This window comes from Pirellula sp. SH-Sr6A, assembly GCF_001610875.1.
In the GTDB taxonomy this organism is placed as follows: domain Bacteria; phylum Planctomycetota; class Planctomycetia; order Pirellulales; family Pirellulaceae; genus JBKCUI01.
Map to the genome: position 1 here is coordinate 6,307,270 of NZ_CP011272.1, position 24,096 is coordinate 6,331,365.

At 54.3% G+C, this 24,096-nt stretch carries 21 protein-coding genes; 9 read left to right on the forward strand and 12 right to left on the reverse strand.

Annotated features, from left to right (window positions below):
- Positions 1 to 4 precede the first annotated feature (4 nt).
- Complete coding sequence (locus tag VN12_RS24545; RefSeq protein WP_146679534.1) at positions 5 to 676, reverse strand: penicillin-binding protein activator LpoB; 672 nt, start codon at positions 674 to 676, stop codon at positions 5 to 7.
- Between the two features lie 147 nt (positions 677 to 823).
- On the opposite strand from VN12_RS24545, the gene VN12_RS24550 reads away from it, so the two are divergent.
- The 3 genes from VN12_RS24550 to VN12_RS24560 all read left to right on the forward strand — a co-directional run bounded on the left by VN12_RS24550 (position 824) and on the right by VN12_RS24560 (position 3,957).
- Positions 824 to 2,146 carry a DUF6690 family protein gene (locus tag VN12_RS24550; protein ID WP_146679535.1) on the forward strand — a complete coding sequence of 441 codons (1,323 nt, stop codon included), beginning with the start codon at positions 824 to 826 and terminating at the stop codon, positions 2,144 to 2,146.
- 117 nt (positions 2,147 to 2,263) lie between these two features.
- On the forward strand, positions 2,264 to 3,052 hold the full coding sequence (locus tag VN12_RS24555) for a glutaminyl-peptide cyclotransferase (RefSeq protein ID WP_146679536.1): 789 nt from the start codon (positions 2,264 to 2,266) through the stop codon (positions 3,050 to 3,052).
- Between the two features lie 56 nt (positions 3,053 to 3,108).
- A complete protein-coding gene (locus VN12_RS24560; protein WP_146679537.1) occupies positions 3,109 to 3,957 on the forward strand; it encodes a hypothetical protein in 849 nt (282 codons plus the stop codon).
- Positions 3,958 to 4,078: 121 nt separating this feature from the next.
- Here the strand turns inward: VN12_RS24560 and VN12_RS24565 are convergent, their stop codons facing one another.
- On the reverse strand, positions 4,079 to 4,471 hold the full coding sequence (locus tag VN12_RS24565; RefSeq protein WP_146679538.1) for a hypothetical protein: 393 nt from the start codon (positions 4,469 to 4,471) through the stop codon (positions 4,079 to 4,081).
- A gap of 218 nt (positions 4,472 to 4,689) precedes the next feature.
- Positions 4,690 to 6,108: a DUF6513 domain-containing protein gene (locus VN12_RS24570; RefSeq protein ID WP_146679539.1), complete on the reverse strand. Its 1,419-nt coding sequence runs from the start codon at positions 6,106 to 6,108 to the stop codon at positions 4,690 to 4,692.
- A gap of 144 nt (positions 6,109 to 6,252) precedes the next feature.
- Between VN12_RS24570 and VN12_RS24575 the strand changes: the two genes are divergently transcribed.
- Genes VN12_RS24575 through VN12_RS24585 form a run of 3 tightly spaced genes read left to right on the forward strand, consistent with a single transcriptional unit; the run spans position 6,253 to position 9,022 of the window.
- Complete coding sequence (locus VN12_RS24575; protein WP_146679540.1) at positions 6,253 to 6,984, forward strand: RluA family pseudouridine synthase; 732 nt, start codon at positions 6,253 to 6,255, stop codon at positions 6,982 to 6,984.
- Positions 6,985 to 6,986: 2 nt separating this feature from the next.
- Positions 6,987 to 7,958: a sensor histidine kinase gene (locus VN12_RS24580; RefSeq protein ID WP_146679541.1), complete on the forward strand. Its 972-nt coding sequence runs from the start codon at positions 6,987 to 6,989 to the stop codon at positions 7,956 to 7,958.
- An 8-nt stretch (positions 7,959 to 7,966) separates the two neighbouring features.
- Positions 7,967 to 9,022: a Gfo/Idh/MocA family protein gene (locus VN12_RS24585; protein WP_240491259.1), complete on the forward strand. Its 1,056-nt coding sequence runs from the start codon at positions 7,967 to 7,969 to the stop codon at positions 9,020 to 9,022.
- Between the two features lie 103 nt (positions 9,023 to 9,125).
- Here VN12_RS24585 and VN12_RS24590 read toward each other — a convergent pair whose 3' ends face one another.
- Positions 9,126 to 10,352 carry a hypothetical protein gene (locus VN12_RS24590; RefSeq protein WP_146679542.1) on the reverse strand — a complete coding sequence of 409 codons (1,227 nt, stop codon included), beginning with the start codon at positions 10,350 to 10,352 and terminating at the stop codon, positions 9,126 to 9,128.
- A 317-nt stretch (positions 10,353 to 10,669) separates the two neighbouring features.
- On the opposite strand from VN12_RS24590, the gene VN12_RS24595 reads away from it, so the two are divergent.
- Positions 10,670 to 13,048, forward strand: coding sequence for a hypothetical protein (locus tag VN12_RS24595; RefSeq protein WP_146679543.1), 2,379 nt, complete (start codon positions 10,670 to 10,672; stop codon positions 13,046 to 13,048).
- Between the two features lie 22 nt (positions 13,049 to 13,070).
- Here VN12_RS24595 and VN12_RS26300 read toward each other — a convergent pair whose 3' ends face one another.
- The 6 genes from VN12_RS26300 to VN12_RS24620 all read right to left on the reverse strand — a co-directional run bounded on the left by VN12_RS26300 (position 13,071) and on the right by VN12_RS24620 (position 20,887).
- Positions 13,071 to 13,421 carry a hypothetical protein gene (locus VN12_RS26300; RefSeq protein WP_205855144.1) on the reverse strand — a complete coding sequence of 117 codons (351 nt, stop codon included), beginning with the start codon at positions 13,419 to 13,421 and terminating at the stop codon, positions 13,071 to 13,073.
- Between the two features lie 8 nt (positions 13,422 to 13,429).
- Positions 13,430 to 13,789: an ArsR/SmtB family transcription factor gene (locus tag VN12_RS26305; RefSeq protein ID WP_205855145.1), complete on the reverse strand. Its 360-nt coding sequence runs from the start codon at positions 13,787 to 13,789 to the stop codon at positions 13,430 to 13,432.
- 79 nt (positions 13,790 to 13,868) lie between these two features.
- Complete coding sequence (locus tag VN12_RS24605) at positions 13,869 to 14,165, reverse strand: hypothetical protein (RefSeq protein WP_146679544.1); 297 nt, start codon at positions 14,163 to 14,165, stop codon at positions 13,869 to 13,871.
- Positions 14,166 to 14,284: 119 nt separating this feature from the next.
- Positions 14,285 to 17,692, reverse strand: a complete 3,408-nt coding sequence (locus tag VN12_RS24610) for a hypothetical protein (protein WP_146679545.1) — start codon at positions 17,690 to 17,692, stop codon at positions 14,285 to 14,287.
- An 18-nt stretch (positions 17,693 to 17,710) separates the two neighbouring features.
- Positions 17,711 to 19,012: an ArnT family glycosyltransferase gene (locus VN12_RS24615; protein ID WP_205855146.1), complete on the reverse strand. Its 1,302-nt coding sequence runs from the start codon at positions 19,010 to 19,012 to the stop codon at positions 17,711 to 17,713.
- Positions 19,013 to 19,063: 51 nt separating this feature from the next.
- On the reverse strand, positions 19,064 to 20,887 hold the full coding sequence (locus tag VN12_RS24620; protein ID WP_146679547.1) for a transglutaminase domain-containing protein: 1,824 nt from the start codon (positions 20,885 to 20,887) through the stop codon (positions 19,064 to 19,066).
- A gap of 301 nt (positions 20,888 to 21,188) precedes the next feature.
- On the opposite strand from VN12_RS24620, the gene VN12_RS24625 reads away from it, so the two are divergent.
- Positions 21,189 to 21,920 carry a hypothetical protein gene (locus tag VN12_RS24625; protein WP_240491260.1) on the forward strand — a complete coding sequence of 244 codons (732 nt, stop codon included), beginning with the start codon at positions 21,189 to 21,191 and terminating at the stop codon, positions 21,918 to 21,920.
- Here the strand turns inward: VN12_RS24625 and VN12_RS24630 are convergent.
- Entirely contained in the window at positions 21,917 to 22,489 is a 573-nt protein-coding gene (locus VN12_RS24630; RefSeq protein WP_146679548.1) for a hypothetical protein, read from the reverse strand. The two genes, VN12_RS24625 and VN12_RS24630, sit on opposite strands and share 4 nt — an antisense overlap.
- Positions 22,490 to 22,618: 129 nt before the next feature.
- On the opposite strand from VN12_RS24630, the gene VN12_RS24635 reads away from it, so the two are divergent.
- Entirely contained in the window at positions 22,619 to 23,446 is an 828-nt protein-coding gene (locus VN12_RS24635; RefSeq protein ID WP_146679549.1) for a hypothetical protein, read from the forward strand.
- Between the two features lie 51 nt (positions 23,447 to 23,497).
- Here the strand turns inward: VN12_RS24635 and VN12_RS24640 are convergent, their stop codons facing one another.
- Entirely contained in the window at positions 23,498 to 24,058 is a 561-nt protein-coding gene (locus VN12_RS24640) for a DUF420 domain-containing protein (RefSeq protein WP_146679550.1), read from the reverse strand.
- Positions 24,059 to 24,096: the final 38 nt, after the last annotated feature.

A 24,096-nucleotide genomic window follows, 5' to 3' on the forward strand; every position in this document is an offset into this window, starting at 1 on the left:
GATCTCAACGCTTGAATGGGTTGTAGTTCCACACTTTGCCCATGGCGCTCTTGTGATAGCCTTTGCGAACCTCTGCAGTCTGCTTGTCTGCGAATCCTGTATGAACGTTGACCAATTCCAAAGTCAAATCGTAGTCACGCTGAGTCGAACTGTTTCTCGTCGTGGTACCGCTGGTCAAAACGGCGTAGAGCAGATAATCGATTGGTGCACCCTGACGTTCCAGGACTGCAGTAAAGAGTCGCATGTTATCCGGGATCATCAAGGAGTCGGGGCGAAGGCGTGTTTCGTACAGGGCGGCGTCCACCATGCGACGACTGATGGATCGAAAGGAGTTTGCTTCGAGTAATCGCGAGTCGATCTGCTGGTAGAGTTGGTCTTTGAAATCGCCAATATCTTCCGAGCTTTTGTTTTCGATGCCTACGAAGCAAATCGTCTTAGGTAGGGGCTCGCCATCGGGACCTACCGGTGTTTCCGCTGTGACAATCTGCTGACGAGCAAGCAGTTTCGCGACCGCTTCGTCGACCAAGGGATCGAAGACCTCAGCACCTGCCTCGTGGCTGCCGACTAGATTCGGTGCATCCGGCTTGATGACATGGCCGTACTGGTAGCCCTTGCATCCCGATGACACGGACACCATCAACGTTCCTAAACCGGCCAACCATTCACGACGATCCATGGGATTCCTTTCCCCTCTGCTGTTTAGAGTTCGGAACGATAGCGATTTTCCGCCCGGGAGGAAATATCGGAAGCTTCAGTTGGGAAGGTTTATGCCGACGATGCCAAAACTCCTTATTCGTTGGGGAACGCCGCGTGCACAACCCCTATGCTCGCAATCTTCCCACCGAGTTTGCGTCGCTTTAGCTATCTTTCTTCGCTTCCTTTGATGGGAGAGCGAGCTCGCCACCGACATAGCTTTGTGCGGGGGGAGATGGAGTGTCGCTCCCCCTCTCGGCTTGAAACGGCGGTCTTCAACGATTGCCGACAAGCGGGGAAGCTTGAAAACCACGGAGAGGTTTGCTGTGAAGTCCCTTGGCCCCTCCTGAGTAGCTGCGGCGCTCCCATAACCATGCTATCGAACTTCTTACAAAAGCCGACCGGCACGGCTGCTATTCTTGTCGCGGCTATCGGCGGCCCCTATGCTGCGTTCGAAACGGATGTGGGAACGGCGGCGCGCAAGATCCTCATGGGGGGCAGTTCTGCTGCTCCGGGTGATGCGGACAACTCGCCAGGATCTGCTTCCGTTTGGCCCGCTCCCCCCACGGCGTCCATGCCCGTTCCTGGGTACATGAATCAGCCCACTGCTTCATCTCCCGTGCCTCCGTCGACTTCGTATCCTTTCTCCAACTACCCTCCCCCTCCTTCCGCGAATTACCCTTCCACCGGTTCTCCTTATATGGATCCACAGGCCGGGGTGGCTGGAATGACGCCTGGGATGGGTGGACCCGCGATGGGGGGGTATCCCGTTGGGGCAGGCAACGCGCAGAGTGTTTATCCAGTCGTCAGTTATCCTGGCCCGCCCGCGCCAGGGGCTCCGGTATTGGAGTCTCGGCAAGGCCCCGCTGGGCTAGTCCCCGGTAGCACCAATCAGCTTTGGGACTACACGCTCGGTGTGCCGCATCTGCAGCAGTTGCAGCAACAGCCCGGGGCGATTGGAGGAGGGGAAGTTCACGATTTGCGTGAAGTGCTCCGATTCGATATCCAACCTGGGTGGCTTCCACAGCGATTCTCACGCGTTTCGACGGTACTTTCCAACGTTCAAATGGACGGTCTGCGCGTCCCGTTGATTACAGGAACAAGGTCATCGGATTTGGCCGGAACACTCACTTACTATTTCGATGCTTCCCAGTCGCTGCGAAGGATCAATTTGCACGGATTGACGGGTGATCCCTCCGCGTTGGCGCAGCTGATGATGCAATTCTACGGCCTGCAACCCGAGGCATCGCTCGGTGGTCAACTCTTCACCACGCGTTGGAATAATCGAGTTACCAACGTGCTTCATATCGCGCCAGCACCGATCATGTATGCGGGAGCAGACCATTCGAAGTACATCGTTTTCCTCGAGCTCAATCAAGCCAATGCGAGTTATGCACTGAGCGAGGAGGCGAGTGGGTTTTTGAAGAACTCGCAAGCGGCCCAGCGCTGGTAAGCTTGATCGGGCACGGAGGGTGCAATGTGGGTTCTGCAAGGTATAATCCTGTGAACTCCCTTAGGCCTTGAACCCGGATGAGCTCGTAGCGAAGAGCTTGTTGTTGAAAGCACCACGATGGCAATCGCGTTTGAATTTCTACGAAGTCTCCCTCTTTGCGGATGTCTGCTCTTTGCAGGTTTTCTGAGCTGCGCCCAAAGCCCTAAGAGAGGGGGGACGCCATCGGTCAAGGCGGAGGTGGTCCAAGTTTACCCCCATGACGCAGATGCGTTTACCCAAGGGCTCGTCTTTCACGACGGAGGCTTTATCGAAGGGACTGGACAGCGCGGCAGTTCGACCCTTCGCAAGGTTTCTCTGGAAGATGGCAAGGTTTTGCTTAGCGTCTCTCTAGATGCTCGCTACTTCGGAGAAGGGGTAACGATCCTCGGTAATTCCATCTACCAAATTACTTGGCAGGAACACACCGGATTCGTTTACGACTTGGCGACGATGCAGTACCAACGCAGTTTTCAGTACATTCAAGAAGGCTGGGGGCTTACCGATAACGAAGAGCATCTGATCATGAGCGATGGCACAGCCGTGCTACGCTTCGTCGATCCCAAAACATTTCGAGAGGTGCGAAAGCTCCAAGTCAAAGACCGTAACGCACGGATCAAGAATCTGAACGAATTGGAATGGGTGAACGGGGAGATCTGGGCCAATATCTGGTACGAAGATCGCATCGCTCGCATTTCTCCGAAAGACGGTTCCGTTCTAGGATGGATCGACGCTTCACACATTTACCCCCAATCGGGGCGAGACCGAGAAGCCGTCATGAATGGAATCGCATACGATGCGGAATCGAAGCGAATCTTCATCACGGGAAAGAATTGGCCGAATCTTTACGAGATCCGCCTGCCTGAATAACCACCCTTTTTAGATCGCTCTGGAATCGACGTGGCGTTTTGGCTATCGTCCGATCCATGATATGGGAACTCAACTTCACCAGGCGAGCAACAGGCGAGGCCCGGGGTGTTTACAGCCTGGCCGTGGTCTTCTTCCTTTTTCAATTGGTAGGGTGCGGGGTTCTTCGCCCCGATCCTATCGTTCGGCATCGCAACAATCTGCCATCGGATCTCATCGCCGATGAGGAACCCATGCTCGAACGAGGAAAGAAGCGGCCAATTATCGACGCATTTGGTTGGGTCTGGGGAATCCCATCCAAGATTCTATTCTGGAATCGACGCATCGAGTCCCATTCGATCTCGCCAGAGACCGAATTGCTCCTACAGGACTACTTGATCGAAAACGATTTGGTCGATGTCAAAGTTCGGCTTAATCAATACCGACCGCTCGATGACTGGAGGCGACTTACCCGTAACAAGTCTGTCGCTTGGCCTTGGCGATACACGTTTGGTGCCGTGGCCACGTTGGGTGAGACCGTAATTCCTGGTCGGTTGTTTGGTGGAGACCACTACAATCCTTACACCGCGACGATTCACCTTTACAGCGATGTCCCTGCGATTGCCTACCACGAGGGAGCGCATGCAAAGGACTTCTCGAATCGCGAGTATCCGGGAACCTACGCTGCGTTGTACGTATTGCCGATCGTCCCATTGTGGCACGAGAGGACCGCGACCAACGATGTATTGGCGTATGTTCGAGACCGAGGAGACCCACAGTCGCAGCGGGAAGCCATGCATGTCTTGTATCCGGCGTATGGGACGTATGTCGGAAACGCGGCGGGTACGCTTCTGCCGACCGCTTCGACCCCGCTGTATCTCGCTTCCGTTATCGCCGGCCACGTCGCCGCCCGACGCGAGGCCCCCTAGCGCCGTCCCTTTAGACGCTCCTCGGCTCTGGACCATTCTCCGAGCGGCGCATTGGTTCTAGCGGCTCTCCGAGCGGTGCGTCCGCCCCGTCCTCACCACTCGAAAGCCCCAAAGAGAAAGATTATTTCTCGGACGCCAGCTCATCCCGGGAGACGAAGTCGGGACGGGCTCGCGTGTTGAGGGCCTCCCAAGGTTTCGGATAGTAGTAGAGGGGAACATAGCGACCGCAGTGATTGGCGTAGTTGCCGTTCTCTTTGTTGATCTTCCAAGCCATCGCTTCCTGACTGGTTGGCTCGACGATGTGTGCGATGTGCCCGCCAACGTAGCGCGGTCGATTGTAAGTCGCTCGGTATTCCGGCCAAGCGTTCCAAACGCGATGAGAGAAGATGTCCTTCCGCTGCATTGCTGGATCCAGATAAGTTCCAGATAGAAAGTCCCCAGCAACGGCTGGCGAGACGATTCCGCTCATCAAAAGAGCTCCCAATACGAATCCTACCGGTCCTCGCCATTGCATCGCTCAGCTCCTTGCTTGCAAATTTCTCAACGCGCCATCCTTGGTCTTCCCTGCGCGAGTCATTCTCTTTATCGCCTCGCCGCTTCCTTGCGCTTGGAGCAGCCCTCGCTAATTGTTCAGATCCGAAATGCAGTCATTGCGATTGTACGGTTCATTCCGAAAGAAACGGATGTGACGTCGCGGAGCATTGGGCTCCCATCTAGGCGATCCGTTTGAAGTCAGTCGTTCGTGCCAGGCGGCCGTTTCGAGCGTTTCAAGCGATGGTGAGACTCGTTTCGGCCCAGCATTCCCCACCTCAGCGGTTCGTCTTGCTCGTACCGTTTGCCCAGCGTTAGGGCGGTCGCTGCCTTGGAGAGTTCGAAGCCAAGATAGAACGAGTGAGAAACATCCACGTTCCGAGACTCCGGTAACTGCATCAACTCCTCCATGATCTGGTAGGGATCCGTTCCTTTCAGATGGACACCTGCACTGAGCAAGTGGATCTCGCTTTCGCTTAAGAGTATTCGGTAGTTATTGTCCTTTAGCGATTTGCCGAGCTGCGTGATCGATTCTGTGCTGTACGGGACCGCGCGAGGATCGCGGAGGATAACGAGTCGATCGTCCAGATGTTTTGGAGGGACTCGATGACGGATCGCGTAGTGAGCAAGTCTCCTCGCAATATCGCATTCTCGCACGCTCGTTTTGGCCCAAGAGATCACCTGCGTTGTGAGGACGCTGCGAATCTGCAATTCCTCACAGATCCCCATGAGGACCAAGTTGATCGGGGCGCTATCTGCATCCGTCAACTCCGTGACATTTCCAATTCCCATCATCATCGGGGCATCGGGAAACTCTTTTCGCGTTTCGATGTAACGTCCAATGGCTTGTGTAAAACCACAACCGATCGGTTCGAGAATCGGGTCCAACCGAAACGGAATGTTTTTGGCGGTTAAGGCTTCTACTACGCGCGACAAGCTGCCCAGGTAGTCGCTGCCTAGTTCGGGGACCACGACCACTTCGGTACCCCAGTCGCCAGCAAACTGAACATTCGATTCATTGACCGATAGAACCAAGCTGGCTCCGGCCCGCGTCGCAGTTTCTGCTTCCCAGGGATCGAAAGTATCGACGGACAGTTCGATACCCGACTCGCGCAGCGTGCGAACGGCTGACCCGATCTCTTGCCATCGCTTCCCCGGTTCACATCCCAGATCGATCCGATTCGCTCCCTCGGATACCAACTGTTTCGCCTGGTGGAGCAAGTCCTCGATGGGGAACCGAGATGCGTAGTTGATTTCGGCGATGATTTCTACGGAGTAGGAGCCGTAGTCGTCTCCTCGGAATCGTTGGCTACCGAAAAGGATGGGCAGATCTCGAACGTCTTTCGGTCCGCAATCGATGGTTACGTCGCGTTGAATCGCGCGACGAATCTCTTCGATGCCTTCATGCAGATATCCTGGCAGGATCACTCGATCACATCGCTCAGGGATGCGCATGTGACGCAACAACCACTTGGGGGTCATCAACGCTGCGACGGTAATCGGCAAAACGTCGATCGTAAAATCGAAGCCATGTTTCGGAGCGATCTGCGCGACGATCTCTCGAAGCGATGGCTCCGCAAGCTTGCCCGTTACAAAGTGGATCGATGTCGTTTCATTCATTCGCTTTTGCGCAAACCCTCTTGACCGACTTAGATAGATACTAGATTATGATGGTAACGAGAAGCACAATGAACTCGTAGTCATGATGACGCGATTCGTGGCCGGTGCTTCTCGTTTTTTTTTTGTAGTGCAAGCAACTCTCTGATGCAGATCCTTTTCGAACATCCTTGGTTTCTGGTTATCAACAAACCAGTCGATCTGCTCTCGCAAGCCATCGATGGGATCGATTCGGTCGAGACCGAGTTGATCACGCAGCTTGCTTCCCTCGCTTCCGGTGATTCGAAGCCCTTCGTCGGTCTGCCCCATCGTCTCGATCGGGTCACTACTGGAGTGATGGTTATCGCCCGCAACCAAAAATCTCTTCGGCTTCTGTGCGACCAGTTTGCGTCGAGAAAGGTCGTCAAGCGTTATCATGCGATCGTCGAGAATCCATTGTTTCCTGGCGGAAACGCATTGCCAGACAGTGTGAACCCAGAACCCATACGATGGGAGGACTGGATTCGAAAAATTCCGGATGTTGCGAAAGCGGAAATTTGCGATCGAGAGACCGAAGGAGCCCGGATGGCGGTCATGCACGTTCGATGGATCAAGGAATGTCGATTGCCAGGGCTCGATATTCCGCTCACCTGGGTCGAGGTAGAGCTTGAGACAGGTAGAATGCACCAGATTCGACTACAATGCGCCCATCACGGTCATCCAATCGTTGGCGACGCGTTGTACGGTAGCAGGAGCGAATGGGAGAGCGGCGAATTTAGGCAGTCCCCTATCGCCTTGCATGCGCGCTCGATCGAGTTTTTTCACCCGCAAACAGCCGAACGATTGGTTTTCGAGGCCCCTTACCCACCAACTTGGGATCGTTGTATCGAGGTCGATTGAGAATGTTGGAGCGAAAGAGTCTCACTTGGCCCATATCGCTTGCGATCGTCATGATCGTGTTGATCGTCGGACTCACCGTGGGTTGGGTCCTGGTCAATGTCTTTGGCGCCATCACGAATCAATCAGGTTCGGCCCTTTATTGGACCTTGTTGACGGTCGGGTCGATCATGTTCGCGCTGGTTTTAACCGGTGTGATCCTCTATCTGGTTTGGAGTATTCAGCAGGTTGACCTCAATCGCCGGCAAAGCAATTTCCTCGATGCGGTTACCCACGAATTGAAGAGCCCGATCGCTTCGCTGAAGCTTTTTCTGCAAACATTGAATCGACACGACGTTCGTCCCGAGCAACGGCGTGAGTTTTACCGATCGATGATGGACGACGTAGAACGACTCGATCGCTTGATCACGCAACTGCTCGATGTGGCCAAACTAGATCACGACTCCAATGAACCGCAGCAATCGGATTGGGTCTCCCTGCCGGCCATCGTCCAATCGACCGCATCGAAACTCCAAGAACAATATCGTCTCTCACCGGATGCCTTGACCCTCGAAGTGGATGAGTGCGAAATTTGGGGCAAGCAGGTCGATGTGGAGATCTTGATTCGCAATCTCCTCGATAACGCAATCAAGTACGCTGGAACTCCACCCTCGGTTTCGCTTCAAGCGACGGTCTCCAACGATGAGTCGGAACTGCGGATCGTCTTCCAAGACAATGGCAACGGAATACCTCGCCATCTTCGTCGCGCCATTTTTCGACGCTTCTACCGAGTTGGTAACGAGCTCGAACGAACCAAACCGGGAACGGGGTTGGGTTTGTTCATTGTCCGAGACATCATCAAGCGATTGGGTGGTACAATTCGAGTCGAAGAGCCGGCCAAAGCCAATGGAGCCCGATTCGTCGTGCTTCTGCCCCAAGTCCGTCGATCTTCGACCCAAAGCGATTCCCCTTCCCACCCCATCTCCCCCACATCGTGAGTCTCCCAATGACGTTTCGAATTCTTTCGTGCCCCCCTGTTGCTCTTATTGTCGCGGCAATGATTGTTGTCTCGTTTACCCACAGCGCCGCAGCGCAGTCCGCGTCGGTAATGAAGATCGGGGTTATCGGTCTCGATACGTCGCATGCCAATGCGTTTGCGAATATCTTCAATGCCGAAAATGCGACCGGCGATTTCGCTCAGCAGCAAATCACCCATGCCTTTCCAGGCGGTAGCGAAGATATCGAAAGCAGTCGTTCACGCGTGGAAGGCTACACCGATAGCTTTCGCAAAAAAGGAATCACGATTGTGGATTCCGTCGACGAACTGGTAAAGCAGGTCGACGCGGTCATTGTCCACTCCCTCGACGGCCGCAAACACTTGGCCCAAGTCATTCCGGCTTTCCAAGCCAAGAAGCCCGTCTTCATCGATAAGCCACTGGCCGGAACTCTCGCGGAAGCAATTGCCATCAAGATGATCGCGGAAAAATATTCTGCCCGATGGTTCACCAGCTCGTCCCTTCGTTACTCTGCAGGAACAATTCAATATCGCGAAGAGGATGCGAAGCGAAAGTCAGTTCGTGGTGCCATCGCTTGGTCCCCCTGTTCGCTTGAGAAAACTCACCCAGATCTCTACTGGTATGGCGTCCATGGCGTTGAAACCCTTTACACGGTGATGGGCAAAGGGTGCAAACAAGTCAGTCGTGTCTCCGTGGAGGGAACCGATGTCGCTCTGGGACTTTGGAGCGATGGCCGCGTCGGAGAGTTTCGAGGCATTCGAGATGGAAAGGCGGATTACGGATTCTTGGTTTTCGGCCAGCACGCTATCGAGATGGGAGGCAAGTACGATGGCTATGCACCTCTCGTCGATCGCGTTGCCAGTTTCTTCAAAGGGGAATACGAAGGAGTCGAAGTCGACGAATCGATCGAGATGTTCACGTTTATGGAAGCAGCCGACGAGTCGAAGCGTCAAGGAGGCAAACCCATTCTCTTGGCCGACGTGATCGCCAAAGCTACCAAAGAAGCGGAACAGCTTGTAAAGAAGCATCTCCCGCCATCACCCTAACCCTCCGAGAGGTAAATGGGATTGTGACCCGCTCGAGGGCAATGGCGAAGCGAAGTGAGTCCCACTCCGTTGCCGGATCGATCGACGACCTCGGGTGTTGAGGCTATTGGGAGAGGATCGTGCCGGACGCGTACAGCAGATCCGTTTGTGCATTATGCCAATCCAGCCAGCGCTCGATTTCGCCTCGCTCGCTGGCGAGCCGCTCCAGTCTCGCCTCAGATTGACTTGCCAGATTCCCAGCGACTTCTTCGCCTAGTTGGATCAACTCTTGCAACCTTCGCTCCCATGATTGCGTCAAGCGCTTTGCGTTCGCCCAACGAAGCGCTGCGGCCCGTTTTGCTTCGTAGGCGACTTCTACTTCGATGGTGATCTGTTTCAATCGTTCCTGGATAAGCGTCTCGAGCCAACGGCTCCGATTTCGAATGGCTTGCTCTACTTCTCCGCGCAGAACGGTGCGCCGGATCTTCTTCATCCAAGTAGCACCCGAGGGAAATGCGATGGGGGTCCCAAGCAAGGCTCCAGCCAAACTATCCCAAACCTCTAAATGATCTTCATCTACGGAGCGCCGCAGCCGCTTCAGCAGCAACAACTCGTGACGGGAATTCATGGCGAGGTGGAGATACTCGCAGACGTCTTGATCGCTCGGTGCCAGTTCGGGTTCGATCTGCGGGAGGTAGCTGCATGCCCACTCCGACCCGATCAGCCCGGAGAGTTGAATACGAAGCTGAGATTGTCTCGATCGATTCTCCAACATTCGATCCTCCCAGTCGCGGGAGAGTCTATCGATCAGCCCGGCATCGGGAATGGAGATCCCCTGAGCGATTAGCTTGGCCTGAATCGTCTGTTGGATTTGTAATTCCGCTTGAGTACGTCCTAAGAGATCGTCGGCGCGGAAGGTGGCAGCCAGGGCATGGTGGAGCTTTAGCGCATTGCGTGCCGCTTCTTCCTTCAACCGCTGAGAAGCCGCGCAGCGCACTTCCCAAAGAGTCGCGCGGACCGCTTCGTCGTGGCATTGAGACGTAGGGTCTTCGCTCGCATGGTTTTGAAGCAGTAGTTTCGCTGGGTTGCAGTTTTCAGCTGCCATCACCGCCACTTGATGCGCCGAGAGGACACGGGCCGATGCCGCCGTCGTGGGCAAAAGTAAATCGGTGGCAGGCTCGATGCTTGGAGAGGAAGAGTTTTCCTTTCCCTGGACAAAGCGAAAGTGGCAGGGTGCAATCGCGAGCAAACCCAGAAATAGACCGGCGCATCGGCGCAGGAGGAGACGGTCGAGCTGAACTCGTTCCTCCCTGTTGTTCGGTACCGATGCAGGTATTGGCAACTTCATCATCCTGGTAACTTGTAACGACCGTCCGAATGCAAGCTCTTATCCGGAGTGAGACGCTTTCATCGAAAAGATCGATTCTTCTAGGCAGGCTTGTCCACCAAGAACAAATCCATGACCGTCGTGCGTCCTAGGTAATCTGTAACGGGCGAGACGTTGCGGGTTGGCCAAGGAGTACTGGCCAACAGGGGACCCGTCCGATCGAGGATGCGAGGAAACGAGGAAAGATGCTCGACGGGACTCAAGCGAACTGGAAGTGGAAAATCCTGTACAATCAGACTCCTACTTCCTCATCAGTGCCCTTTGTTTCTCGCGTGCTTTCCATGCCCAGCAAAATCATCGCAATTATTTTCTTTTGGGGGATCGCATGGACTTGCTCGCTCTCACAACTCACCTTGAGTCAGTCGGTCAGCATTGATCAATTGAGCCGCGGAAAGTTTCTAACGTTTTCCAACCGCCGTACTGGAGAGACCGGCGATTTGGATGCGGAGATCATGGTCGAAACGGCTCACGCGATGAAAGGGCACCATCGATTCCATTTTCGAATCACCCCGTCCAAGCTTGGACGATTTCCCACCTCCCAGAATCTGGTATTGCGAATCTCGACCTTCGACTACAACTCGAGTGGAAGTACCGGTTGCTTGGTCCCCATTTCCATTGTCGGAGGAGAGTTCTCAGCTCGGTCCAGCGTCTTGTTCAAGATAGACGGCCCGAACAGCTACTTGCGAATCTCGGGGACCTTGAATGGACGTCCATTGCCGGGTTTCTCCGCCTACGTCTTCGGTGATCAGAGGCAATGGTATAGTGGAGACCAGAAGATATTCTTGAATCTGATCTCCGGGGCGACGAGCAGTCTCTCCGGGCCCCGTCGGATTGCGTACCAAGAGCTTGAAAAGCTCAATCGCCAAACAGAAGTTGGAAATTGGTATCGCGCCGATCAGCTGATCTCCCAAACGGAATACGGCTACGGAATGGTCGAGCGATTGCCAAAGAATTGGTTGGAGCTTTCGCACTTTGGGGCGATCCAAATCGACGGCAAAGACTTTCTTCAATTGCCGGACGATTCCCATCGAGTGTTGATGCAGTATGTTCAGGCCGGTGGCCAACTGAACATTCAACGAGCGGACCAACCGGTTCGAATATGGGCCAAGCTTTGCGAAGGGGGAATGCTTCGTTACGAGTCGCTGACTCGGAAAGAGAGTTCAAAGGCTGCGCGGAATCTAAATGACCCTTCCATGGATGTAGTATCGGGGCCTCGAAAATCCGATTTCATTTACCAAAACGGAGACCTGCTACCTGGAACCGTGTGGGATACCTTTTGTGAGCTCTTAATCGACGAAGAGATCGAAGTGATCACCGGTGTTTATCGCGCGCGAGGAACAGGTGGGATGGGGGGCTCAAATCCGTTGGCCTATCCGCTCCAATCCCTTCTGGAGGAGAATGGAAAAGAAGTGCTCTTGGGATTGCTGGATCAACAGCTCTTGTTCGCCCATGTATGGAGCGAACAGTTCATCCAGTGGAATCGATTGTCGTTCGATGAAGCGGTCGCGAACGATGCAGTGCTGGAATCCAAAATTGCTCAATCCACACCCACAGAGGCGTACGAAGCCGCTTTGGGCTTGGGACTCGTTCGTGTTTCATACGACCGAACGCTCAAAGATCAGTTTCCCCTGGAGTCCGGAATCACGAATGCGTCCCTTCGATTCCTCGGAGGGTTCGGCGCGGGCTATTGGGATTGGCTCATTCCCAGTGTTGGCAAGACACCTGTTTGGAGCTTTCTCTTGTTCGTGGTTGTCTTCGTCGGGCTTGTTGCGCCGGCGTTGATTGTTTGGACCAATCGCACAGGTCGCCGCGTTTGGCTCATTCTGTGGATGCCCTGTTTGGCATTCTGCGCGACCACGGCCCTGTTCGCTTTCGGATTCATCAAGGACGGCTTTACATCGGTTTCGAGAATACGGTCCCTTACCATGGTGGATCGCGACGGCAATGGCATGGTTTGGTCTCGGCAGTCGTACTTTTCAGCCTATCTTCCGTCGGACGGAATTCGATTCGGCAAAGAAACGATGGTGACCCGTGTGTGGGCCACGAGCGAAAACACAACCTATCAACAATGGATGCGCGAAGAAGGCGAAGAAACCGTGTACTCCGGATTGCTTCCAGCTCGAATTCAATCGCAATACTTGATCACGCATCCCGTATCGGAACTTCAGGTCGTGCAGAAACGCCGCCCCTTGTCACCCGATGCCGCGGCTCCTGCCGTAATCAATCGAGGTACTTCCAAGTGGCTGCTAGGACTCTTTGTCGACACGCAAGGCGCTCACTACATCATTGAAAACATCGAGCCCAAGCAGGAAGCCGAGTTGGTTCCGATCGAATCGGAAGATGCATTCAAGAGACTCATGTCTTTCTACAACCAGAATCCGCTGCGTGCCCCTGCCGATGCTCCCATGGAGAATCAACGATCCCTCAGCGACTCTTTTTGGGGCCGCTACTACTACGCTAGTATCGATGCAGAGGATGCGACGGTGGAAGAAAAAGCATGGCGAGCATTACTTGGTGATCCGTTGCTTCGCCTCCCTTCGACGATGTCACCACCGGAAGGGACCTATATTCTTTTCACGGCGCAGGCCCCCCATGTCGAGAAATGCCTGCCGGATGCGTCCGAGTCAGCCAGTCTCCATGCCATCTCGGGCTATTGGTAAACCGGCTTGAAAACCTTCGTCGTTACGATCGCACGATTTCGACTTTGCCATGATGATCGCAGTGGCCGTTGTGCGGATGGTGCAGGTGGCCATCGACCAAGTAATCGATGTGATCACCGTGCGGGACCGCTTCATGACCACAACCGGGGCCATGAACGTGGTCCGCAGCGTGTCCGGAACACGTATGTCCGCCTGTGCAGTCGTCTGGATTCGTATCGCTGACCGACAGCGAATGTTCCTCTACGCAGCCTGCACCAGCCGGATGATGAAGATGACCGTCGTGCAAATAGTCTACGTGATCCTCATGCTTGATCGCGGTATGTCCGCATTGAGCACCATGCTGATGATCGTGATTCGCGTGTTGATGACTCATAGCCGTTCTTACTCCTCTGTTGATTCGAGCGTTGGTTCGCTGCCGTGTGCCAATCCATTTTCGATGAGATGCTGAATATGAGCATCCGCTAAGCGATAGAAAATGTGCTTTCCCTGCCGCCGCTGCTTCACGAGCCGTTCCGATTTCAAAAGCTTGAGCCTTTGGGAAACCGCAGGAACATTATCTTTTAAAATCTGCGTCAACTCCGAGACGCACAATTCTCGATTGGCGAGCAAGCAGAGAAGCTTGAGCCGGTTCGGTTCCCCGAGCGCCCGAAAGATCGCCGCTGCTCGCTCGCACAACGCGGCGTCCGCGACTTCGATCGACTCGACCTTCGTGTGCTCGCAGTCCGAATGCGACTCGTTCATATCACCCCTTTCGAAAACAATCAATCGAATGATTGAGTGATATAATGATTGAGTGTTTTCTGGTCGCTGTCAACACCCTTTACCCGAGGACGTCGAATTTTGACTCTTCTCCGCTATCGGCGGGAAGTGAAAGCTCTTGCTGCGGTGAAGGAGATTCGGGGGACTGCTCTGCCGGAGAAGGTGGTTTGGGGTGGCCAGCCATGGGGCCGTCGTATCGTTCGTCGGCGTCGCGGTCTCCTGACTTTTCCGTTTTCCCAACATCGGGGATGGCGGGGGTCGCAGGTGGGTTATTGGATGCTGCCGTACCTCGTGGGTGCTGCAGGGCCTGCTGGGTGGCAGCGGCTGGATTGCTCCAGTTTGCCGGGGAAATTTGCATGGCAAGTTACCTCCCTTTTTGGGAACGCCAAGCGAAATGGTTCTCTCCGACGGGAGGTCATCATTTCAGTTCGATTCAAATCATGGAATGAGTATAGGTCAGGAATTACTGACAGGATGCTACCAAGAGTTCATAAGGGGACCGGAACGGGTGATATTCGGGGCCGACGCCGTCCCGGTCACTTCAATCCGAAGGAGGTTTGCGGAGTCGCTCGGGGCGAGCGGTTGCATCATGGCTCCGACGAGGGTTCTGCGGCTGGCGTTCGCTGTCAGATTCAGATGAAGCTCGCGTCGTAGGTTCACCCATCCACTGCCCCGGACAGAGACCAAGTTTCCATCCAGTTGCAATTCTTGGATTGGGAATCGTTCGCCATCGATGGAAAAGCGAATATCTGCAGCGTCAAATGCTCCTTGCTCGGGACGCACCGCTAGTACTTGAAACAATTTGATCATGGCTGGCAGTTCATAGAGGCTCGCTTCTCTCAGCCACGCATTCCCTTTTCCTTCGATGGAGGACAAGTTGGTTATCGAGCCCTGAACATCGCATTGCACCCAAAGTCGACCGTTCGTTTGAACGTTGGACTCGCCCAAATCGAGCAAACAATCCTTCAAGTGAGAGTCGACGAGCCGCAATCGATAGTGAGCCCGTTTGCCATCCAAGGGTTCGATGCCACTGATGAACATGGTTCCGCTGAGGGTTCGCGCCCTAACATCGAATTCGGATAGATCGAGCGGCGGAAGATCTCGGACGGGAGGAGCGGGTGGGGTGGAGGGAACGGGATCCAGCGGTTCGGCCGAGAGGGAAGCCAATCTGGCCTGGATACGACTTTGCACGCGACTTCGAAAGGACGCTTGCTGTACACTGGAATGGTTGTCTTGCTGTAGGAAAACCGCCGAAGCGACTTGTTCCTGTTGGGGGGATGTCGTCGTTTCGAATGTCGATGGCAACTGAACTTGCTTTTGCCACGCGATCGCGTCGCGGCCAAACATCAGGTCTGTTTGAGTCAATGCAAACGGTCCGATCACGCCAGTGACCGCGACTCCTTTGATGGCGAGTGCATCGAGGTCGAGCTTTCCGAACGCCATAGGACCTGAACTGGTATTCAGTCCATGCAGGGCGATGGCTCCTCGAATTCCGGATGCGATTCCGCCGCCCCCGAGTCGACCGTCTTCGACTTGAAGACTCAGATCCCACGCGCGAACGATGGATTCTTCTTGCGATCGGGGGGATGAGATTTGGGTCGAGCCCATGATGCTGACAGGTCCTCGAAAATCGACTCGCATCAAAGGGTCGCGAAGGTAGACGGGCAGGCATTTCAAAAGGTTTTGGTCCACAATGAATCGAGTGGAGGGGAGCCACGAAACGGTCCCGTCCCACGTTCCGTCCTTGTGCAGTCTGCAATGTCCCTCGGCTTGCAAGCGACTCGCGTCGTGCACTCCCGACAATGACACCACATCCACTTGCCCGGGCCGATACTTAATACAGCAGGAGACATCGTGGATCGAATAAGGCATCGAGGTGGGACGAAAGGAAACGGTCCGACCGACACTCTCGCTCGAGTCTCGCACTTCATTCATTTCGACGCGGATATCCAGAGGCTCGCTGGCAATATCCTTTCGAATTAAGATTTGAACATGGTCCATCGACCCAGTTGGCTGTAGCTGATCCCAAAGACTCTTTACGCTACCTGGTAACGCGGTATGCAATTCTTCATCGAGTTGCACATCGTACGCGTTGAACTCCAGATCCAAGACTTCGATGCCCGTTTCTTTCCCTTGGCATAGTCCGAAGGCTTTGATTCTAGCACCGTCGTTTCGCCCAACAAAATCTCGGAGGATCAACCGTTGGTTGTCGATCGTCGCTTCTCCATGAACGTCGACAATCGGATATTTGAATTGATCGTACTTGATCGAACACTCCGAAAAAGTCAGCTCGATCGACTTAGAAATCACATCGGGATTGTCAGCAGTGCGTTGAAAGCGTCCGTACTTCAGATGAACCGTACCTTGAGGATGCAGTGAATCGACAAAGGTTTGGAAAGGACCCGGCTCTACCCCCCGCGGCGTGAGCGCACGTATCAAATTCTCGTCGATGGCAATTGCACCATCGGCGGCGATTTTGAAATCCATCAACCATCGCGGCTGCGCCTTGACCAATTCCAGGGCTGCCGACACTTTTCGCTCGGCCGCGACGCCCACCAAACTGGGTGCTGACAATACTCCGTCCCGATAAACAAACTCCCCGTATATGCCCGAAATAGGATAGGGGAAATAGTCGGCATTCACGGCTCCATTTTTCGCTTGAACCTGAACTACGGGAGTCCATCTTTCTCCATCAAATCCAACCTCGGCGTGGGCGTCGATCACTCCGCTCGGCCGAATCCTGCGCCAGATTTCTTGCATGCCGGCGGGAAGTGATTGGTACAAACGCTGGTCCAAGTCCAAATCTTCGACGTCGATCAATGCCATGCCAGGCGAGGATTGGGTCAAGCCATTCCAGTCGGCATCGGCGCGAATGACCGCGTTGGAACTGCGTGCCTTCCAATTGCGAGCCTGCAAGTTCCCATTGTCGCACGAAAAATCACCTTGAATTTCGTCTAGTGGGAATGGGATTTTCGTATGGCGCCACCGTCCGTTAGTTACTCCACCTCTCACATGGTAGGACAATCCAGTTGCCGACTTGTTCGCCGCGAATTGCATACTCGTCTCGATGGTGAGGCCATCGACCGGTGCAACCAACTGATGCAAACAACTTGGAAGCTGGGAGGCGAGACTGGGTGAAAACTCGAGTTTTTCAAGACGGCCATCGGTTACCCATTCGGTCTTGGTTTGATTCACCCGAGCGCGAATTCCCAACGATTGAAAGTAGCTGCTTGCAACACTCGCCTCGACGCCTAAAACAATCGGCTGCACCTTGCCATCGAGAACTCGTGGAAGGAGATCGAGTTTGGCCTTGAGATCATGGCAAACGATCTCACGCTCACCCTTTCCGGTCTCGCCACCAATACGAATCAATCCCGATCGCAATTCGACGAGCGGCATATTCTCGGGAATCGGTTTGGCACTGCTGAGTTCTTGGATGCTCCATTGGGTGCTGCTTATGGGCCAAACGCCTATCTCGACCCCGTCAGCGATCACATGATTGACCGCCAGTTGACCTTGCGCGAGCGACACCCAATCGATGGGGCCAATACAAATCAAACGACTGCACCGGAGGACTTCACGAGTTCCATGGGATGTCGGTCGCAGAATTCGAATACCCTCGAGGCGAATCGACTTGCCCGGTTGAAGGGTCGCTCGATCCAATTGCACGACATGCTTGGGAAATTCGGTTTGAAGACGCTTGAGGATCTCGCCGGTCAGCTTCTGGTCGAATCGTTCTACCGCATAGAAATAGCCGAGAAAACAGATGACGAGCAACGCCATCACCCACCAAAGCGCATTTCGAAACCGGCGTTCGCTTTCGCAGCTGCGAGGCGAGACATGCAATTTGGGACTGTCGATCGATTCCGTTGCCTTGTGTGCCATCCTTGGCGAATTTGCTGTCTAAGTGGTTCCCTGCTCTCGATTCCGTCGCGAACGATGCGTCATGATCAGACTCGCCCCGGCTCCCGCCAGTATACAAAGAACCAGGACGGCGGGTTGACGATAGCGAACCGACCCAATAAATACCATGTGAAGTAGCGAAAAATATAGGCACGGTAATAAAAAGATCCAAGCTCCCGCCTGCCGCCTTGTCCCCCACACCCCTACCACCCCGAGGAGTGCAATGGCCAAGTAGATCGCACCTTCCGCTACCTTCACGCTAGTGTTTCCCAACTCGGCTGCAACGGGAATCGGTCTCCACGTTTTCAACAGCTTCACCCCTGCCAATCGCAGCACCTCGCTGGGATTCTCCCAAGCCCACGAGACTGCAGCCTGACGCATGCGACGGTCCGCTCGCCATTCAAACGTGGACTCCAGCTTTTCCCCACGTGCGGTCGCGGCGATATCTTCCTGTTGTTGTGCTAGCAAATGCTCAAGCGTGAATGCCATGCCTTCGTCGCTGCTCCCTGTGGCCCCTTCGTGCCAACCGTCGTAAAGGCTCGCCCCCACCTGGAGGGTAGTTGGAACAAATTTCCCGGTGATTTGATAGTTGCGAATCCACCACGGGGACATGGTGAGAACAATGGCAAACGCCGTGAGCGCCAAACTTCCGAATGCTGCTTTCCAAGACCACGGCGGCTCTCTCGTCATTCGCCAGCCAGCGCCGATCAAGACATAGGCCCCTAGCGCAACCCCCCATAAGCTCCAGCTGGGGCGCGCTAAACAACCAAGCCCTATAGCCGTGCCGGCCACGAGCCCCCACGTGTATTGGGCTTGGAGCGATTCCGACCTTAAGGATCTCCAGGACCCATATAGCGCCAGCAACATCAAGGGGCAAAATACGGCTTCGCTGAGGAGAAAAACACTCATGCCAATGGCTCCCGGATAGATCGTTGCCAGGAGCCCCGCCACGATCCCAGCCACGCTTCCTGCTAGCTCCTTTGCTGTATGCATCACAATTCCGAGCCCGGATAGGCCAATCAGAATGCCGAACGTTCGGGCTAGTAGAATCGAAGCCCAGTCCGGTTGGTCCCCCTCTTCTCCTGTGATCCACACGGCCATGGACAAAAACAGTGGATAAAGAGGAGCTCGAAATATCCGTGCATTCTCGCTGCCGTATTGATAGGGTTTCGCGTGCGCAATTTGTTCGGCGAGAACCCAGTAGGAATGGCTGTCTCCAAATCGAAAGGGACTTGCTTCTCCTTTCGATCCGGATTGCCAAACAATCGCCGCGCTGATGCGCAGCGCAAACGCTGCGACCATTACGCACCAAAACAACCTACGGTATGTGCGGGTGGTCATCATGACGCGTCGTTATGGGAGCAATTCAATCGTCGCACCCTGCGCCCAAGTCGCGACGGATCTCAATTCATCGTACAACGCACTATCCTTGAAGTCCGATTCCCGAACTTTGATCCGGCCTGCCCACACGCCCTCCTCTACCTCTGACTCGTCGATTGCAAACCAGTGCTTTCCGTCGTACGCTTCGAGCCAGCAATCGAGCACTCCGATGAAATTCTCGTCGCTCTCCTCGACTTTGTATCCCAAAGCGAGCCTTGTTGGGATGCCTTGATCCCGCAGGAGGTGCGCTAACAACAAAGCGTGCTCGGTGGTATTGCAGGAAAGGTCGGGTAAAAGCGTTTCGATCGTGCGAATCTGCTGTTCCCCTTTCCATGGCTTGATCGCTGCACGCAAAGCATCTCGCAACGCGATCGCTTTGGCCCGCTCACTCAGCCCGTCGCGCAGCGCGGGGGTAGCGATCGAATTCCGGAATGCTTGCCATCGGTTCGATTTGAAATCAACCCACTTTGTCGCGGCGGTCCATTCCTCGCGAGGACCTTCTTCCGCCTCGATTCCCTCGAGTTGGATCCCCTCTGGAGTACGGTGAAAGGTGACCTGCGCTGAGCGTGCGTCCAACGATTTGATCGACTGATTCGTTTTGCGCGAGAGGGATACAAAGGGATCCTCCTTGTTATGCACGACCCGGAAACTAACCGCCTCAGCCTGAGCCATTTTTTTCTCTACCGGGTTGGTACTTTTCTCGTTCGAACCGATATCGAGAATGGGCACCAAAGCAACGAGCCATTCCGATTGGCGTGTAAAGTCGATCGATTCATTTTCCGTCACTCGGAACACACGAATATCGAGGCCAGGGAAATAGGACTTCATCGGCTCGCCGGATGGATCGGTCCAAAGCGTGGACTTCACTAACTGATCTCCGTCCCGTTGGGTTACAGAAACCTCTTGCAGCTCGATCGATCCCTGAATCATGGTCGGCGAGCGCGAAGATCCTTTGTATTCCAATTCCGCCTCCACCATTCGACCGATCATCGGGTCAAAGTTCTTCACCAATCGAATCTCCGACTGCGACATCGGACGTCGAAGCAGCGATTGTTCGACCGCGAAAGGGCCTCGGAAGTCATCGAGCCAGGTTATGTTGGTGCGGAGCGGCCTGCCGCCGGTATTCATGTCGATTCTCAGCTGATCATCGGCGACAATTCCGGAGAATCGATTATGGACGTCACCGACTTGAAGACTCCCGTCGAGCCGCAATATCTGACCGTTCGGCAGTTCCTGGGTGATGAGTTGCAATCGCTGCAACGATGTTTTTCCCGCGATGGAAACTCGAGATATGCTGTTCATTTCAACGCGGATCACATCTCCATCGAGCCCTCGCGACTTCTGATAAAGCCGGGAAGATGTTCCGACGGGACGCTGTCCTAAGAATGAAAGCTCCCAGATCTCCAAGGGAAGCTTTTTCCAATCGATCCAATTCTCGGACGGATCGTCGATCACCGGTCGAATGGCTTCCACCGGGTCTTTCGCGACACCCCCTTTCAGAATGCTACCACTCTCGGTCGCCGGACGGGGATTGGCTCCGCCCGATGATGTGGGCGGGTTCTTAAACGGAGAGGAGTCGTCGGAATCGGAGTTCTGGGGTGCATCGGGTTGTTTAGTCTGCGGTTCAGGCGGAATCGTTCCCTCGTGAGATGGGGAGGCCGAAGGCTCGGGGCGCTGCACTGCCTTCACTGCGGTCGCAGGATCCAAGGCTTGGTCCGATTGGGAAGGACTGCAGCCTAGCGAGGGGAGTAGACAGGCGAGCGAGAGTACGAAAAGGTAATGGATCGGCGATTTCATAAATGCGATGGGTGCTTCCGCGTGGTGTCGTCGATTCGAATCGTGCTGACGTGGAGAGATCGTTCCGGAGAGGACTTTGTTCCAACATTATGTGCGAAACACGCTCGTGGTCTTGGTGGATGACCTCGCAATTCGAGAGCTTCGCTTGAAACTAATCAGATTGTAACGATTGTGAGGCGCGAAAATCATTGGGATTTCGATTGATTTGGGCTGTGCGTTGGAGGAAGTGACCTAACTTTGGTTGTTCCTCACCGGACGAGGGACGCGATGAATCACTTCGAACCTCGTATCCTTGAGACTCATGATGGGAAACGCTTCCGGCTTTCCTGCCAGCAAATCCAATCCTGCCTGTGAGAGCAACTCCCGCTCCACCCCAACCTCGAGCTTCGCGCAATTGAGCAGCGAAGAACTCGAGGCACACATGGGGGTGTATCGATACGGAGCTTTTGACCTCACCGAGGCTGTTCGCCCAAGTTACGATTTGCAGGTCGTTCCGAAACAAGGGTTTCGGCATGACTCGTATATCGATCCAAAGACGAACCAGCAGGTCCCCGTTTTGATGGCCGCTGCATCTCGCGAGAGACTTTTCGATCTTTTTATTGACTTGATCGATTGCTTGGGAGAAGAAGTCGACGTAGTGCTCGAAACGAGCCACCACGGCGCTTCGGGGGAGCACAATGACTTGTACCGGGAACATATCGATATGCCCGTTCTCAAGAGTATCCTCTATGACCACGAAGACCTCTTGCTCAACGACGGATGCACGGGGATTGCCGTACTAAACCCTCATCGGCAGCAAGAGATTCAATTCGACGAACACAAGATGCTGCTCTGCTATGGCGCTCCTCTCGACCAATTTGAAAAGGTTTTGATCGCGCACGATGTTTATCCAGACGAGTCCATTCGGTTTATCTCCGAAGCGGAACATGTTCATAGCAGCACCGATTCGATGATTCGAGAATTCGACCGTCTGCAAACGGCCCTCGGTATCGACGAAGGTATGATTGACGACGAGAATCTCGAATCGCGTTAATCGTTGAGAGATGGAAAGGGGATGTCATTGGCCTCCCCTCCAACGAATTCATGCTGTGGATTGCGATGCTCAAAGTGGATCACTTTCCATTGGCCCTCGTGCTCCTCCAAATCGAGCAATATCCATCGAGGAGTCTTCGCCTCAAATCCTTGTGATTCGACCTCTACGAACACATTCATTCGCACTTGAGCGGTCAGCGTGGCTCCACGTCTGATCTCGACATTGTGAATCTTGGAAACGCGTGCCACAGAAAAGTGGACCGAATCCAGTCGGTTCAGAGCATTACGAACGGTTTCCGTCGCATTCGGGTGAACGCGTGCTCGGATCTTGGCTACCTCGTTTCCCTGCAACTCGGCTGCTGCGTCTTGCAACATCTCGATCACTCGCTCTCGATCGGTCTGCACGGAATAGCCCAACCAAACGAGAAGAATGGTTAACATTGCAATGCCTGCTGCAATGTTTCTGGCCCAAGGGTTCCCGGTCTGAATCCATGCGTATCCGGCGATGATCGTGAACAACACACCGAACCCAAGAACTAGCAAGGGACTTTCGAATAGTATTTCCGACACGTTTTCTCTCTCATTTCTCGAAGTCTGATTCGGCGCTGTAAAAGTTGTGACCTACGGTTATCTGAATCGATATTACAAACGGATTCGCACGCCTGGATACCCATCACTCATCTAACGTTTGAGTCCACTATGTTGGAAACCCTTCGCCGCTACTGGATTGCCATGCTTGTGTTGGTCATGATCGGCCTGCATGCGAGCATCGTCGGTCTGATTCGCTATCAAGCCTCGATGGCGAAAATCGATGCTTCTTGCGAAGTTGATCTTGGAAGCTATCTAGCCTTCCAGGCAGGTAGACAGGCTCCCATTTCGATGCGCCTTTACGCTATTGTACCGATCAACCACCGGATGAAGAGCCGGCAATTGATCGAACTGAATCAAGCTCAAATTCGACAATCGCTCGAAGAGCACTTGAGACAGATTGACAGCCGCGTCTTGACAGACCCTTACCTCGCAGACTTAAAATCGCAGCTTCTGGATGTCATGGTGCAAACGATTGGAAATTCTTCCATCGACGATTTGGTGATCACCGAATTGCACGAGCCCAAAGGATCTGTGAATCTAGAGTTCGTCTCACGAGGCGCGCCGAATACACCTCGCCAACTGGTTGCCACCCTTCGCGCCCAAAACGGAGAATCGGAGTCCGAAGAACAGGACGAATCTCACGGCGATGGTGATAGCGAAGATCATGGGGAAAGTTCCGATCATGGAGTCGATTCCTCGCATGGGGCTTCGCCATCCTCCGGACACAAAGCATCCAGCCACGCACCCTTAAAGTCCAATAGTCACGGGGCGGCCAAGTCATCGGGTCACGGCGCTGCCAAATCGACTGGCCATGGAGCGTCGAAATCCTCCGGCCATGGAGCAGCAAAAGCATCCAGTCACGGCAGCTCGGGGCACGGTAGCTCTGGACACGGGGCTAGCTCCTCCAAGAAGCCTGCTGCAAAAAGCGGCCACTGATCGCTACAGATGGCACGCTACGGAATGTCACCGACCGTCGGTGTGAACCGACTATTTGGTGTAGTAGGGTGAGATCATAAGATAGGCGATAACCCCGGTCACCGAGACATAGAGCCATATCGGAAATGCCCATTTCGCAACCTGTCGGTGTCTCGCGATCTGCTGCGTGAACGCGAACAAAAACGCGCGCAGAACGAATGGCAATACAACCAAGGATAGGAGGATGTGCGAGATGAGCACCGTGTAGTAAACACCCCTCCAAATACCTTCGCCACCATATCGGGTCGACTCGTTCGACAGATGATAGGTGACGTAGCAAACCAAGAAAACTCCTCCGAGGGAAAATGCCGAGGTCATCATGACCCGATGGGCCCCTATCTTTCCCAGTCGCTGAGCGATAATCCCCCCTACCAGACAGATCGATGTCAAAGTGTTGATGGCACCGATGCAATGAGGCAGGACTTTTGTCCAAGTTCCCAAATCGACTTTCGTTCGGATTCCCAATAGCAACGCGACCATCAAAGGAATAGCAATCGACAGGATGTTGACGATCCAAGTCGTTCTCTTCTCGAGCTGTTGCGTGGCGGGCGAAGAAACTTTCGATTCGTTCATATCGGTTGGACTAAAGGTAGGTACTGCATGGACACGGG